We start from the raw sequence: 15123 nt of genomic DNA on the forward strand, positions 1-15123 counted from the left end.
CGGCCAGGGTCCGCTCGCTGCGCCGGCGGGTTAAACTCACGCCCTGAACAGCTAACGCAAGAAGACACCGAGGATGGGCATTCAAACCGCAGCGGCCAACGACGTCGCACAACACACGCCGATGATGCAGCAGTATTTGCGCATCAAGGCAGAGCATCCGGGCACGCTGGTGTTCTACCGGATGGGCGACTTCTACGAACTCTTTTTCGAAGACGCGGAAAAAGCCTCGCGTCTGCTCGATCTGACGCTCACGCAACGGGGCGCGTCGGGCGGCAATCCGATCAAGATGGCGGGCGTGCCGCATCACGCGGTCGAACAGTACCTCGCCAAGCTGGTGAAGCTCGGCGAATCCGTCGCGATTTGCGAGCAGATCGGCGACCCGGCCACGTCGAAGGGCCCGGTCGAGCGCAAGGTGGTGCGCGTGGTCACGCCGGGCACGCTGACGGACGCAGCGCTCCTGTCCGACAAGAACGACGTCTATCTGCTCGCCATGTGCGTCGCGCACAACCGGCGCGGCGTCGCGACCAGCGTCGGCCTCGCGTGGCTGAATCTGGCGAGCGGCGCGCTGCGCCTCGCGGAAGTCGCGCCCGACCAGGTGGCGGCCGCACTGGAGCGGATTCGTCCCGCCGAAATTCTGGTCGCCGACACGCCCTCCGATTCCGCAAGCTGGACGCCGCCCGTGAACGCGAGTGCGCTGACACGCGTGCCGGTCTGGCATTTCGATATCGCCTCGGGCACGCAGCGCCTGTGCGATCAGCTGGAAGTGGCGGGCCTCGACGGCTTCGGCGCGCATTCGCTGACCTGCGCGTGCGGCGCGGCCGGCGCGCTGCTGCTGTATGCGGCGTCCACACAGGGACAGCAACTGCGTCACGTGCGCAGTCTGAAGGTCGAGTACGAATCGGAATATATCGGCCTCGACCCTGCCACGCGCCGCAACCTCGAACTCACCGAAACGCTGCGCGGCACCGAATCGCCCACGCTGTGTTCGCTGCTCGACACCTGCTGCACGACCATGGGCAGCCGTCTGCTGCGTCACTGGCTGCATCATCCGCCGCGCGAGTCCGCGGTGGCGCAGGGGCGTCAGCAGGCGATCGGCGCATTGCTCGACGCGCCGCCGGGCGCGGACGTCGACACGCTGCGCGGCGCGTTGCGGAAGATTTCGGATATCGAACGGATCACAGGGCGGCTCGCCCTGCTGTCGGCGCGCCCGCGCGATCTGTCCAGTCTGCGCGACACTTTCATCGCACTGCCCGAACTGCGTGCGCAACTCGCGGCCGTGTCGTCGAACGCGGATTCGCTCGCGCGCATCGATGCGTCGCTCGAACCGCCGCAAGCCTGCGTCGAACTGCTCACGCGTGCGGTCGCGCAGGAGCCCGCGGCGATGGTGCGCGACGGTGGCGTGATCGCGCGAGGCTACGATGCGGAACTCGACGAACTCCGCGATATTTCGGAAAACTGCGGACAGTTCCTGATCGACCTCGAAACGCGTGAGCGCACACGTACCGGGATCGGCAATCTGCGCGTCGAATACAACAAGGTGCATGGCTTCTATATCGAAGTCACGCGCGGCCAGACCGACAAGGTGCCCGACGACTATCGCCGCCGTCAAACGCTGAAAAACGCCGAGCGCTACATCACGCCGGAACTGAAGACTTTCGAGGACAAGGCGCTGTCGGCACAGGAGCGCGCGCTCGCCCGCGAACGTTCGCTGTACGACGCGCTGCTGCAAACGCTGCTGCCCTTCATCCCGGATTGCCAGCGGGTCGCCTCGGCGCTCGCCGAACTCGATCTGCTCGCCGCCTTCGCCGAGCGCGCCCGCGCGCTCGACTGGGTGGCGCCGACGTTTTCGCCGGACACCGGCATCGAGATCGAACAGGGACGGCACCCGGTCGTCGAGGCGCAGGTCGAGCAGTTCATCGCCAACGACTGCACGCTTACGCCCGAGCGCAAACTGCTGCTGATCACCGGCCCGAACATGGGCGGTAAATCGACCTTCATGCGCCAGACCGCGTTGATCGCCCTGCTCGCGTACGTGGGCAGCTATGTGCCGGCGCGGCGCGCGGCGTTCGGCCCGATCGACCGCATCTTCACACGCATCGGCGCGGCCGACGACCTGGCCGGCGGCCGCTCGACCTTCATGGTCGAGATGACCGAAGCCGCTGCGATCCTGAACGACGCCACGCCGCAAAGCCTCGTGCTGATGGATGAAATCGGCCGCGGCACGTCGACGTTCGACGGGCTCGCGCTGGCGTGGGCCATCGCGCGGCATCTGCTTGCGCACAATGGCTGCCATACGCTGTTCGCCACGCACTACTTCGAACTGACGCAGTTGCCGGCCGAGTTTCCGCATGCTGCCAACGTCCATCTGTCGGCGGTCGAACATGGACACGGTATCGTGTTCCTGCACGCGGTCAGCGAAGGTCCGGCCAATCAGAGCTACGGTCTGCAGGTCGCGCAGCTCGCGGGCGTGCCGAACGCGGTGATTCGCGCGGCGCGCAAGCATCTCGCCCATCTCGAACAGCAGTCGGCGGCGCAGCCCGCGCCGCAACTCGATCTGTTCGCCGCGCCCATGCCGATGCTGGTCGAAGACGCGGACGATGTTGAACACGACGCCGGGTCCGCACAAGCGTCGGCATCGCCCGCGATGCAGGCGCTCGTCGAACGTTTGCGCGGCATCGACCCCAACGATCTGCGCCCGCGCGAAGCACTCGATCTGCTGTACGAGCTGCACGAACTGGCCGCCGCGCCGGATGCGGATCATTGACGCACACAGGCCCTCACAGCGCCCGCGCGGAATTCGCGCGGCGCTGACTTTCGCTTTCGCGTTGATCGGCGCTCTCGCGGGACTTCTGTCTCTCGCGGGACTCATCGCATTCGCCACGCCCGCCTACGCCGCGGCGCCGCGCTTTACCTTCGCGGTCGTCGCCAACACGATGCACGGCCCCGCCGACGAACCCGCCACGCAGCGGCTGATCGAGGCGATCAACCGCGAGCGCGACGTGTCGTTCATCGTCTACAACGGCAATCTGAAGGGACCGAAAGAAGCCTGCCGCGATGCGCTCTACGAGCGCCGTCACACGCTGCTCGAAACCTCGCGCATCCCTCTATTCTTCATTCCGGGCCAACATGACTGGGTCGATTGCGGCACGGCCGAAGCCGGTGGCTTCGACCCGGTCGAAAGGCTCGACCTGCTGCGTCAGACTTTGTTCGCGGACGCCACGTCGATGGGCCAGAATCCGATCGCGTTGACGCGCGAAAGCGAAGTCTCGCGCTTTCGGCCGTTTCGCGAGAACGTGCGCTGGTTATCCAACGACAACTCGGGCGACAAAGGTGACAAGCCCGGCGACATCGTGTTCGTCGGCCTGAATGCGCCGAGCCCGAACAATCACTATCTGACGGCGGGCGGCCGCAACGGTGAATTCGAAGACCGGGTCATCGCCAATGCCTTCTGGCTCGAACACGCCGGCGAATACGCCAAACGCCGCGACGCGCGCGCGATCGTCGTATTCCTTCAGGGCGACTTCGATCCGGAACGTTACGAACGGCCTGACCGTTTCGCGTGGCTGCGCTTTGCGCACAGCCCTCGCCGCGACGGCTTCATGGAATTCAAACGCAGCCTTGTCAAGCTCGCGCAGATTTTCCACGGACCCATACTGGTAATACACGAGGACGACGAACGCGCCAACGGCGGCTTCGTGATCGATCAGCCGCTACGCAATGACAAGGGGATGCTGGTGACGAATCTCACGCGAGTCGCGCTTGCGCCGCATGATCGTCTTAACCAATGGATTCAGATTGAAGCGGAGCCCGGCAGGAAACCGCCGTTCCGTGTGAGCGTGCGCGATGTGCCGAAGCATATGCCGATGCCCGCGACGCAACCGGCATGGCCGCGCGAGGAACCGGCTGCTTCGATGCCGGCCGTACCCGCACTCGGACCGGCATCGGAATTGCCGCCGCTACTGCAGACTCCCGGCGAGCCGCAACCGGACCAAGTGCCGCGCCTGCCGGCCGATCAGGGCGGCGGCGGATATGGACCGGCGATGTCGGCGCCGCCCGCCCCGGCCTCCACGCCGCACGCGCCCGGCACCTCATCAGGCTCGAGCGTGCCCGGCGGCGTGCCGGCAAGTTCAGTGCAGAGTGGGCCCTGACTTGTCTTCGTCTTCCTCGTCGTCTTCGTCGAGGATTTCGAGGCCGTCAGCACCATGCGCATGCTCGTGCTGGATTTCGTCTTCGGTAGCCGGGCGTACGTCTTTCACGGTCAGCGCGAAACGCAGCGCCATGCCCGCGAGCGGATGGTTGCCGTCGAGCACGACCTTGTCTTCCGCGACTTCGGTCACCACGTAGACGAGCGAGTCGAGATCCTCGTCGCCTTCTTCCGGCGTGCCTTCGAATTGCATGCCGACTTCAAGCGGTTCCGGGAAACGATCGCGCGGCTCGATCTTCACGAGATCGGCATCGTACTCGCCGAACGCGTCTTGCGGTTCGAGCTGGATCTGAGTCTCGAAGCCGGCCTCGTGGCCGTCGAGCTCTTCCTCGATCTTGGGGAACGTGCCATCATAGCCGCCGTGCAGATAGACCATCGGCTCGTCGCTTTCTTCAATCAGATTGCCCTGCGCATCCGATAGCTTGTAAGCGACCGACACGACGGTGTTCTTTGCGATTTTCATTCGATTCTCCAGAATACAACTCACATTATACGATGCCCAAGCGGCCCACAGACCACCCGGCCGATGCAGCTTCGGCACGGAATTCGTCGCCGGCTTCAAAGCCGGCGCTTGCCGTTCTTCCACCCTCGCCCGACACGCCGACTGCGTTGCTCGGCAATTTGAGTCCGTCGCAATTCATGCGCCGGTACTGGCAAAAAAAGCCGTTGCTGATTCGCCAGGCGATTCCGAACGTCGAGGCGCCGCTCTCACGTGACGAATTCTTTGAACTGGCCGATCAGGACGAAGTCGAAGCGCGCCTGATCACTCACTTCCGCAACAAATGGCAGCTCGAGCACGGCCCGTTCGCGCCCGACGAACTGCCCTCGGTGAAGCAGCGCGCGTGGACGCTGCTCGTGCAAGGCGTGGATCTTTACGACGATCGCGCGCGCGCGTTGCTCGACCGCTTCCGCTTCGTGCCGGACGCGCGCCTCGACGACCTGATGATCTCGTACGCAACCGATGGCGGCGGCGTAGGCCCCCACTTCGATTCCTACGATGTGTTTCTTTTGCAAGTAAAAGGCAAGCGGCGCTGGCGCATCAGCTCGCAGAAAGATCTGACCTTGCAAGCCGGCCTGCCTTTGAAAGTTTTACAGAATTTCCAGGCCGAAGAGGAATGGCTGCTCGAGCCGGGCGATATGCTGTATCTGCCGCCGCGCATCGCGCATGACGGCATCGCGGAAGGCGAATGCATGACCTGCTCGATCGGCTTTCGCGCCCCTGCCGCGAGCGAGTTGACCGCGCAGTTTCTCTACCATCTGGCCGAGCGCGGCGAATCGGCGGGCAAGACCGGCGCGCTTTACCGCGATCCGCAGCAGCCCGCCGTCGACCGTCCTGCGGAGTTGCCGGCGGCGCTGGTCGAGAAGGTTGGCGCAATCCTTGCTGGCATCAAATGGAAAGAGCAGGATATTGCGTCGTTCCTTGGCACCTATCTCAGCGAACCGAAGCCGAGTGTCGTGTTTGATCCGCCGCAAAGGCCGCTCAACGAAGCCCGTTTTATCAGTCAGGCAGCGAAGTCCGGCCTGCGGCTCGACCGCAAGACCAATCTGTTGTACAACCGCCGTTTTTTCTTCGTAAATGGAGAAGAAACGTCATTTGATGGCGCAAAAAAATGGCTGTTTGATCTCGCGGATCACCGGTGCTTGAGTGCGAAACGCTTTGTAACACTCTCACACGATTCGTCGGTGACAGCACTGCTACACGAGTGGTATTGTGCGGGCTGGATACAAGTGGGCGAGCTTGCGTAACTCTGCTCGCCTGCTATATACCGTACCGTTGAAATTTTGTATGAGAAAGACAACGTATTGACCCCGGATTTATCGACTGTCAGTGCGAAAGTGCATATAATTTCCGCCCAAGCCGTAGGGAAGATTCCAGCTCGTCGAAAGAGCGTCTCCACCAGCGGCCCAGGTCGGTGTTGGAGCACATTACCGGTTTTATTTTGCGCTGTTGCTTACCTTTAAACCATAAAAGGACGTGATCATGAAGAAATCCCTCCTCGTAGCATCCCTGTTGGCAGCTGTGGCACTGGCTGCATGCAACAAGAGCAACGATCAGGCCGCTGCCCCGGCTAGCGACGCAGCTGCTGCTTCGGCACCGGCTGCTGCTGCAGCTTCCGATTCGGCTGCTGCTGCGAGCGACGCTGCTGCTTCGGCTACGGCTGCTGCTTCGGATGCAGGCGCTGCTGCTTCGGACGCAGGCGCTGCTGCTTCGGCTGCTGCTCCGGCTTCGGCTGCAAGCAACTAAGCTGTAGCTTAGGGCTCGCCTCTGGGCGAAACCGCACCGCGAAATCTTCCCGATTTCGCGGGTGGTAAAGCAAAACGCCACGGATTCACATCCGTGGCGTTTTGCCATTCAGGCGCCGTTTTTCAACGGCGGTTCGACCCACATCCGGCCTATTGAACCGGCGTCGAATTCTCTTCGAAGAACTCGCGCACCACCTCGATCTCACGGGTACGTTTGAACGGCGGCAGGCTTTGCCAGATACGACGTCCATACGGCTTGTCGACGAGGCGCGTGTCGCAGATCATCAGCACACCGCGATCGGTCTCCGCGCGAATCAGACGGCCCGCGCCCTGCTTCAGCGTGATCACGGCCTGCGGCAACTGATGCACGGCAAACGGGCTCAAGCCTTTCTTCGTCAACGCATCGAGCCGCGCCGACAGCACCGGATCGTCAGGCGGCGCAAACGGCAGCTTGTCGATCACCACTAGCGACAGCGCATCACCGCGCACGTCCACCCCTTCCCAGAAGCTCTGGCTACCCACCAGAATCGCATTGCCGTACGAGCGGAAGCGGTCGAGCAACTCGGTGCGGCTCGCATCGCCCTGCACAAGCAGCGGGTAGTTCCAGCCGCGCGCTTCGATCGTGTCGCGCAACTTCGCCGAGATGCGATCCACCGCGCGCAGCGTCGTGCACAACATGAAGACGCCGCCGCCCGAGGCTTCGATCGCGGGCAACGCGGCGTCGAACACGGCGTCGGTAAACATCGGCGAGGAAGGCTGCGGCAAGTTGCGCGGCACGTACAGAAGCCCCTGCGTCGGATAGTCGAAGGGACTGGGCAGCGTCATCGAGCGCCTGGCGTTCAGACCCATCTGCGCGGCGTAGTGCGTGAAGTCGCCGCGCACCGACAACGTCGCCGACGTGAAGATCCACGCACGCGGCACGCCGGCGCGCTGCTTCGCGAAGATCGGCGCGACCGACAGTGGCGTCTCGTGCAACTGCACGGTATGGGAGAAGACTTCGATCCAGCGCACCTTTTCGTTCGGGTCCGCGCGTTCGGCGTTGCCGTCGTTCGAGGTGGCCTGCTGTGCGTCGGCGGCATTGCGCTCGGTCGCGGTGGGCGGCGTGGTCCAGCCGGCCAGCACCCCCTGCAATTCACGCGCACGACGCAGACACGCGCCGATCGACTCGGCGCGTTCGGCCTGCCCCGCCAACGCGGTAGCCAATGCGTCGAGTTCGGTTTCGAGCGTTTCGAGCGCGGGGAACAGCGGATGATCGTCGGGCAACTGGCCGATCGACAAACGCACCGAGTCTTCCTTGAACGCGAGCCGCACATCGCGCGCCGCGCGCTCGAGCGTCGCCCCGAGCTTGACCCAGTCGACCGTTTCGCGCGCATGGCCCAGACCTTCGGCGACCGAGTCGCGCGCGAGCTCGAGAAACTGCGTGGTCGACAGCGTCTCGCCGAAGAACAGCGTCGCGGTCTCGGGCAGCTGATGCGCTTCGTCGAAGATGACGGTGTTCGCGGTGGGCAGCAGTTCGGCCATGCCGGTGTCGCGCAACATGATGTCGGCGAAAAACAGGTGATGGTTGACCACCACGATATCGGCCTGCTGCGCTTCGCGGCGCGCCTGCATCACGAAGCAGTCTTTGTAATGCGGACACTCCTGGCCGAGACAGTTTTCGCGCGTCGACGTGACCATCGACCACACCGCCGCCGTTTCCGGCACGCTCGCGAGTTCGGCCTTGTCGCCGGTGCGCGTGATCTTCGCGAAGCGCACGATGTCCTGCAGATACGAGGTTTCCTGGCGCGACGGCAGACGGCCGTTATCCGCGGTGCGCTGCAGATAGTAGTGGCACAGGTAGTTGGCGCGCCCCTTGAGCATCGCGACCGACACCGGCACCGCGAGCGCGTCGCGCACGGTCGGAATGTCGCGCTGGAAGAGCTGGTCCTGCAAGTGCTTGGTGCCGGTGGAGACGATCACCTTGCCACCCCACAGCATGGCCGGCACGAGGTACGCATAGGTCTTGCCGGTGCCCGTGCCCGCTTCGACGATCAGCGTGTTCTCACTGCCGTCGAGTCCGCTCGCTCCGGTGTTTTCAGAGGCGTCGGCCGCGGCCTCGGCGCCGGCCGCGCCGGCCGTCTGCAGACGCCGTGCAGGACGCTTCTGCGCCTCGAACATCGCGGGCTCGGGCATCGCGCGGCCCGACGCTTCCATCGCCGCGGCGACTGCGCGCGACATTTCGATCTGCGAGGCCCGCGAGCGATAGCCGTCGATCTGCCGGGCCAGCAGACCGTCGTCGGCGAAGATCTGATCCAGCTCGGCGACGCGCCGCGGATTCAACGACGCGCTCAGCGCGGACGCGCCAGGACGCGGCGCCGGCGTGCCGGTAGCTGCTGCGGTGTCGTCGTCCGACGTGCGCCGGGATGAAGTTTCAAGCGGTGAATTCAAGGCAAGCGTTCCTGCAAAGTCCGGCTCGCGCGGCGCGCGCCCGGCGCCTGCCAGGCCGCGAACTCAGGCGCGTGCGTCCGGTTCGAGCTGCAATTGCAGCAAGATGATGGTGTCCTTGACTTTGAGTTTGCGCTTTTTCAGGCGCTGCAACTCGAAGTCGTCGATGCCGGGCTCATCCGACATTCGGTCGATCAACCGATCGAGCCCACTGTGCTCCGATTCCAGTTGCAGAATTCGGTCGCGAAGTGTGTCCGCGTTGATGACGTGGTGATGATCGCGCATGCTCGCCTCCTCCCGTCTGCGGCGCGGGCTGCGCGCGCAGACCGACGCCTGAGGTTGCTGTCCGGCTTAAAACGCGTTACGGCGACTACGGACTACGGTCCTGGCCAGAACCCGCCAGGACCCACTACAGCACATTTACTGTTGCTGCTGTTGCTGTTTTTGCTGCTCTTCGAGTTGCTGCTGCTTCAACTGGTCTTGCCGCTTCTGCTCGGCCTTCTCGGCCGCCTGCTTCTGACGCGCTTCCACATCGGCCTTGTGCTGGGCGGCATCGACCTGCTTCTTCTCGAAGCTCTGCTGCTTCTCAACGCGCTCCTGCGCCTTCTGCGCGCCCTGCTGCCGCGCTTCCTCGAGCTTGCGCTGATAGTCGGACTGCTTCTGATCGTAGGCCTGCTGATTGGCCGCCGCCTGCGACGGGCTGATGCCACGCTGCGCCTGATCGATCGCATGCTGGCGCTGCTTGTCCTCGTAGGCCTGCGCGTTGGCCGCGCGTTGCGGCGCTTCGGCGCCGCGTTGTGCCTGATCGATCGCGTGCTGACGCTGCTTGTCCTGGTAAGCCTGTTCGTTGCGCGTATCTTCGGCGGCACGCTGCGGCGCATCCGCTTCGTTGCGGGCGCGGCGCAGCGCGGCCCGTTCGTCGCGCGCGCGCGCGCGTTGCGCACGCTGCTCGCCGTCGAGCGCGAGCTGTTCCTTGCGAATCTCCGCCTGCACCGCACGCATGCTGTCGCGCGCCCGGTTCAGGCAGTGATTGACGAAGAACCGGCTGTAGCAATTGTGCTGCGCGACGCCGTAGGTGTAGTTGTTCTCGTCGCTGCGCTGATCCAGCGCGCGTTGCCGCGCTTCGAACGAGTTGTCCGGTGCGGCCGCGTCGCTCGCGCTATCGGCACTCGCCGCGCTGTCGGTGTCCGCGTCGCCGGCCGGCGCTTCGTCCTGCGCGGTTGTTGCTGCTGCCGGCGCTACAGCCTCCGCGGGCACCGCCGGGCTATTGCCCGCCGACGCCGGCGTTTGCGCCGCGACCGGTGTTGCGGACAGGGCCAGCGCGGCCGCCATCACACACGACGCGCACGATACGGCGAACATCCGCTGCGCGATGATAGTGGACCCGAAGGTGGACCGGAACGTAGACCGGAACATGGACCCAAGCGCGGCGCGCGCCGCCGACACCATCGAGGTGAGCGACAAACGCGACGAAAACAGCGGCGATTCTGGCAATACCGGCGACAAACCCGGTGACAGGCGAGAGACCAAGCGGGAGCCCAGGCGGTTGAGGGACAAGGAGATTGGCAACGTCGTAGAGGGTCAGCGGAACATGCCCGAAATTCTATCACCCTGCGGTTGAGCCCTTTGGCATTTATGGCAAAATGCCCCGCTCCAGCAACCTGGTCGCAGCGCACACGCCCGGCGTGTCCCGACGCGCCGTCAGCGCGCGGCCCCTGACTGAGTCCGCAGGAACACCAAGACCTTATGACGGAAACCGTAGCACTCAAGATCGTACAGCGCATCGCCGCCGAACTGTCCGTCCAGCCGCGCCAGGTCGCGGCCGCGGTGCAACTTCTCGACGAAGGAGCGACTGTTCCGTTCATCGCCCGCTACCGTAAGGAAGTGACCGACAATCTCGACGACACGCAACTGCGCAATCTCGAGGAACGCCTGCTGTATCTGCGCGAACTGGAAGACCGGCGCGCCGCGATCATCACGAGCATCGACGAACAGGGCAAGCTCACCGACGAGCTGCGCAGCGCGATCGAAGGCGCCGACAGCAAGCAGGTGCTGGAAGATCTGTACCTCCCGTATAAGCCGAAGCGCCGCACGCGCGCGCAGATCGCGCGTGAAGCCGGTCTTCAGCCGCTCGCCGACGCGCTGCTGGCCAATCCGCTGCTCGATCCACAAACCGAAGCCGCCGCGTACGTGGACGCCGAGAAAGGCGTCGCCGACGTCAAGGCCGCGCTCGACGGCGCACGCGACATCCTCTCCGAACAGTTCGGCGAAACGGCCGAGCTGCTCGGCAAGCTGCGCGACTACCTGTTCAACCAGGGCGTGGTGTCGTCGAAAGTGGTCGAGGGCAAGGAGAACGCGGAAGAAGAGAAATTCCGCGACTACTACGATTACGCGGAGACCATCCGCACGGTGCCGTCGCATCGCGCGCTGGCGCTGTTCCGCGGCCGCAATGCGGGCGTGCTGATGGTCAAGCTGGGCCTCGGCGAAGAGCTCGACGCACAAGTGCCGCATCCGGGCGAAGCGCTGATCGCGCGCCACTTCTGCATCGCCAATCAGAACCGCCCGGCCGACAAATGGCTCTCCGACGTGTGCCGCTGGTGCTGGCGCGTGAAGGTGCAGCCGCACATCGAAAACGAACTGCTGACCAACCTGCGCGACGAAGCCGAACACGAAGCAATCCGCGTGTTCGCGCGCAATCTGAAGGACCTGCTGCTGGCCGCACCCGCCGGCCCGAAGGCCGTGATCGGTCTCGATCCGGGGATGCGCACCGGCGTGAAAGTCGCGGTGGTCGATCGAACCGGCAAGGTGCTCGCCACCGACGTGATCTATCCGCACGAACCGCGCCGCGACTGGGACGGCTCCATCGCGAAACTCGCGCGCATCTGCGCGCAGACGCAGGCCGAGCTGATCAGCATCGGCAACGGCACGGCGTCGCGTGAAACCGACAAGCTCGCCAGCGAGCTGATTGCGCGTCATCCGGAATTCAAGCTGCAGAAAATCGTCGTGTCCGAAGCGGGCGCGTCGGTGTACTCGGCCTCCGAACTCGCGGCGAAGGAATTCCCCGACATGGACGTGTCGCTGCGCGGCGCAGTGTCGATTGCGCGCCGCCTGCAGGACCCGCTCGCCGAACTCGTGAAGATCGAGCCGAAGGCGATCGGCGTCGGCCAGTATCAGCACGACGTCAATCAGCGCGAACTGGCGCGCTCGCTCGACGCGGTGGTCGAAGACTGCGTGAACGCGGTCGGCGTCGATGCGAACACCGCGTCGGTCGCGCTGCTCGCGCGCGTGTCGGGCCTGAACGCAACGCTCGCGCGCAACATCGTCGATTATCGCGATGCGAACGGTCCGTTCCCGTCGCGCGAGCATCTGCGCAAGGTGCCGCGTCTCGGCGACAAAACCTTCGAACAGGCCGCCGGCTTCCTGCGCATCAACAACGGCGAGAATCCGCTCGACCGTTCGTCGGTGCACCCGGAAGCGTATCCGGTCGTCGAACGGATGCTCGCGAAGATCAGCAAGCAGGTCGGCGAAGTGCTCGGCAATCGCGACGCGCTGCGCGGGCTGTCACCGAGTGAATTCGTCGACGAGCGTTTCGGCCTGCCGACCGTGCGCGACATTCTGCTCGAACTCGAAAAGCCGGGCCGCGACCCGCGCCCCGAGTTCAAGACCGCGACGTTCCGCGAAGGCGTCGAGAAGGTCAGCGATCTGACGCCGGGCATGGTGCTCGAAGGCGTGGTGACGAACGTGGCGGCGTTCGGCGCGTTCATCGACATCGGTGTGCATCAGGATGGTCTCGTGCACGTGTCGGCGATGTCGACGAAGTTCATCAAGGACCCGCACGAAGTCGTCAAGGCCGGCCAGATCGTCAAGGTGAAGGTGCTCGAAGTCGACGTGAAGCGTCAGCGCATCGCGCTGACCATGCGTCTGGACGACGAGTTCGGCGCGGCTGCAGCACGCAGCGGCGGCGGCGCGCAGCAGGATCGCGGCGGTGCCGCCCGCTCGGGCGGTGCAGGACGAGGCGCTTCGCAGCAACGCTCGCGCGAACCGGAACCCGGTGGTGCGATGGCTGCCGCGTTCGCGAAGCTCAAGCAGAAGTGAGCGCGTCGGGTTTGCGCGTGGGCGGTATGTTGACCCGCTCACGCGCTGGCCTACGTATGCTTCCGGGTATGCATGTGCGCACCTTCATCGCCTGAGCGCTCGCGCGGCGATGAATGCGCCGATGCGGCAACGAAGCCCTTGAAGAAACCCAAACAAAAAGCCCACGCAATCGCGTGGGCTTTTTGTTTTCGCGCCCCGTCGTACGAAGCGCCCAGCAACCCGCTGTGACCGTGCTCAGATCTCGATCTTGGTTCCCAACTCCACCACCCGGTTGGCCGGAATGCTGAAGAAGTCCGTCGGCTTCGCGGCGTTCTGATGCATCCATGCGAACACGCGCTCGCGCCACACCGACATGCCCGGCAGTTGCGTCGGCACCACCGTTTCGCGAGCGAGGAAGAACGACGTGTCCATCAGCTCGAAGGTCATGTCGTGCGTGCGGCCGACTTCGAGCAGCACCGCCTTCACGTCGGGCGTTTCGTTGAAGCCGTACGCCGCCTTCACGAGATACAGACCACCGTCGAAATCCTTGACCGTCACACGCTCCGCGTCGTTCACGTACGGAATATCGCGCGTCACGAAGGTCAGGAAGATCGTGCGTTCATGCAGCACCTTGTTGTGCTTCAGGTTGTGCAGCAGGCTCACCGGCACCAGCGTATCGCTGCCGGTCAGATAGATCGCCGTCCCCGACACGCGATGCGGCGGATGGGCAAGCAACCCCTGCAGGAACGGCATCAGCGGGATACCGTCGGCGGCCGTGCGCTCCTTGACGATCATCCTGCCCTTGAACCAGGTCATCAGCAGGAAGAACAGCAGTGCGCCGATACCGAGCGGCAGCCAGCCCCCCTCCTCGACCTTCAGCAGATTGGCGCCGAAAAAGCCCAGGTCGATCGTCATGAACACACCGATGATCAACGCCACCAGCAGCTTGTTCCAGTTCCACACGTTGACCATCACAACGCACGCGAGGATCGTCGTGATGACCATCGTCGCCGTCACCGCGATACCGTACGCGGCGGCGAGATTGTCCGAGCTCTTGAAGGCGATCACGATGCACAGGATGATGAACAGCAGCATCCAGTTCACCACGGGCACATAGATCTGCCCGATCGCCAGTTCCGACGTGTGCAGGATCTTCATGCGCGGCACGTAGCCAAGCTGGATCGCCTGGCTCGTCAGCGAATACGCGCCGGAGATCACGGCCTGCGAGGCGATCACCGTCGCCACCGTCGACAGCACGACGAGCGGCAGCAACGCCCAGTCGGGTGCGAGCAGGAAGAACGGATTTTCGATGGCCTTCGGGTCGTGCATGAGCAGCGCGCCCTGGCCGAAATAGTTCAGCACCAGCGACGGCATCACCAGCAGATACCACGCCATGCGGATCGGCTTCGCGCCGAAGTGGCCCATGTCGGCGTACAGCGCTTCGGCGCCGGTCAGCACCAGCACGACCGAGCCGAGCACCACATAGGCCTGCAGCACGTGCGCGGCCATGAACGAGTACGCGTAATACGGGTTCAGCGCGCGGATCACGTTGGGCGCCTGCCCGATATGCCACAGGCCGAGCGCGGCGAGCACGACGAACCACACCACCATGATCGGGCCGAACAGGCGGCCGACCATCGCCGTGCCGTGCCGCTGAATCCAGAACAGCAGAATCAGGATGACGATCGTCAGCGGCAGCACCAGATGTGACAGATGGGGCGCCGCAATCTCGAGGCCCTCGACCGCCGAGATCACCGAGATGGCCGGCGTAATCACCGCATCGCCGTAAAACATGCAGGCGCCGAAGATGCCGAGCATCACCAGCAGGCCGGCCATTTTCGACTTCTCGTCCAGCGAGCGCAGCGCCAGCGCCATCAGCGCGAGCACGCCGCCCTCGCCGTTATTGTCCGCGCGCATCACGAACAGCACGTACTTGACGCCGACCACGATCATGATCGCCCAGAACAGCAGCGAGATCACACCGAGGATCGATTGCTCGGTCAGTGGAATGCCGTGCGACGGGCTGAATGCCTCTTTCAACGAATACAACGGGCTCGTGCCGATATCGCCGAACACCACTCCGATCGCAGCAATCGCGAGGGAAGGCAGTGGCTGTTTGTGCTCGTGATTGTTATCTGTCATAGACGCGAGGAATCCGTTCCCTGAGCGGAAAAAAC

Annotated in this window: 10 protein-coding genes; 5 read left to right on the forward strand and 5 right to left on the reverse strand. The window is 64.3% G+C overall.

Annotated elements, in window-relative coordinates:
* Nucleotides 1-73: 73 nt before the first annotated feature.
* Nucleotides 74-2764 carry a DNA mismatch repair protein MutS gene (gene mutS / locus PQQ53_RS11585; RefSeq protein ID WP_408144108.1) on the forward strand — a complete coding sequence of 897 codons (2691 nt, stop codon included), beginning with the start codon at nt 74-76 and terminating at the stop codon, nt 2762-2764.
* Nucleotides 2751-4148 (forward strand): metallophosphoesterase family protein, encoded by a 1398-nt coding sequence (locus tag PQQ53_RS11590; RefSeq protein WP_408324157.1) that lies wholly within the window; start codon nt 2751-2753, stop codon nt 4146-4148. The genes mutS and PQQ53_RS11590 overlap by 14 nt, the downstream gene beginning before the upstream one ends.
* On the opposite strand, the gene PQQ53_RS11595 is transcribed toward PQQ53_RS11590, so the two are convergent.
* Complete coding sequence (locus tag PQQ53_RS11595) at nt 4128-4667, reverse strand: FKBP-type peptidyl-prolyl cis-trans isomerase (protein ID WP_121317423.1); 540 nt, start codon at nt 4665-4667, stop codon at nt 4128-4130. The genes PQQ53_RS11590 and PQQ53_RS11595 overlap by 21 nt on opposite strands.
* 32 nt (nt 4668-4699) lie before the next feature.
* On the opposite strand from PQQ53_RS11595, the gene PQQ53_RS11600 reads away from it, so the two are divergent.
* Together PQQ53_RS11600 and PQQ53_RS11605 are read left to right on the forward strand one after the other, a co-directional pair.
* On the forward strand, nt 4700-5950 hold the full coding sequence (locus PQQ53_RS11600; protein WP_408324159.1) for a JmjC domain-containing protein: 1251 nt from the start codon (nt 4700-4702) through the stop codon (nt 5948-5950).
* A gap of 235 nt (nt 5951-6185) precedes the next feature.
* Nucleotides 6186-6449 carry a hypothetical protein gene (locus PQQ53_RS11605; RefSeq protein WP_168669870.1) on the forward strand — a complete coding sequence of 88 codons (264 nt, stop codon included), beginning with the start codon at nt 6186-6188 and terminating at the stop codon, nt 6447-6449.
* Nucleotides 6450-6598: 149 nt separating this feature from the next.
* On the opposite strand, the gene yoaA is transcribed toward PQQ53_RS11605, so the two are convergent.
* The 3 genes from yoaA to PQQ53_RS11620 all read right to left on the reverse strand — a co-directional run bounded on the left by yoaA (nt 6599) and on the right by PQQ53_RS11620 (nt 10234).
* Nucleotides 6599-8875, reverse strand: coding sequence for a DNA repair helicase YoaA (gene yoaA / locus PQQ53_RS11610; protein ID WP_408144101.1), 2277 nt, complete (start codon nt 8873-8875; stop codon nt 6599-6601).
* Nucleotides 8876-8938: 63 nt separating this feature from the next.
* The gene (locus PQQ53_RS11615) at nt 8939-9157 is read right to left on the reverse strand and encodes a DUF465 domain-containing protein (protein WP_042322843.1); all 219 of its coding nucleotides are present in this window, start codon (nt 9155-9157) and stop codon (nt 8939-8941) included.
* A 135-nt stretch (nt 9158-9292) separates the two neighbouring features.
* Nucleotides 9293-10234 (reverse strand): hypothetical protein, encoded by a 942-nt coding sequence (locus PQQ53_RS11620; protein ID WP_408144099.1) that lies wholly within the window; start codon nt 10232-10234, stop codon nt 9293-9295.
* 384 nt (nt 10235-10618) lie between these two features.
* Here PQQ53_RS11620 and PQQ53_RS11625 point away from each other — a divergent pair, with 384 nt between their 5' ends.
* Nucleotides 10619-12967: a Tex family protein gene (locus tag PQQ53_RS11625; protein ID WP_408324161.1), complete on the forward strand. Its 2349-nt coding sequence runs from the start codon at nt 10619-10621 to the stop codon at nt 12965-12967.
* Nucleotides 12968-13201: 234 nt separating this feature from the next.
* Here the strand turns inward: PQQ53_RS11625 and PQQ53_RS11630 are convergent, their stop codons facing one another.
* On the reverse strand, nt 13202-15088 hold the full coding sequence (locus tag PQQ53_RS11630; protein ID WP_408144095.1) for a potassium transporter Kup: 1887 nt from the start codon (nt 15086-15088) through the stop codon (nt 13202-13204).
* Nucleotides 15089-15123: the final 35 nt, after the last annotated feature.

Source organism: Paraburkholderia strydomiana (assembly GCF_046030495.1).
Lineage (GTDB): Bacteria > Pseudomonadota > Gammaproteobacteria > Burkholderiales > Burkholderiaceae > Paraburkholderia > Paraburkholderia strydomiana_A.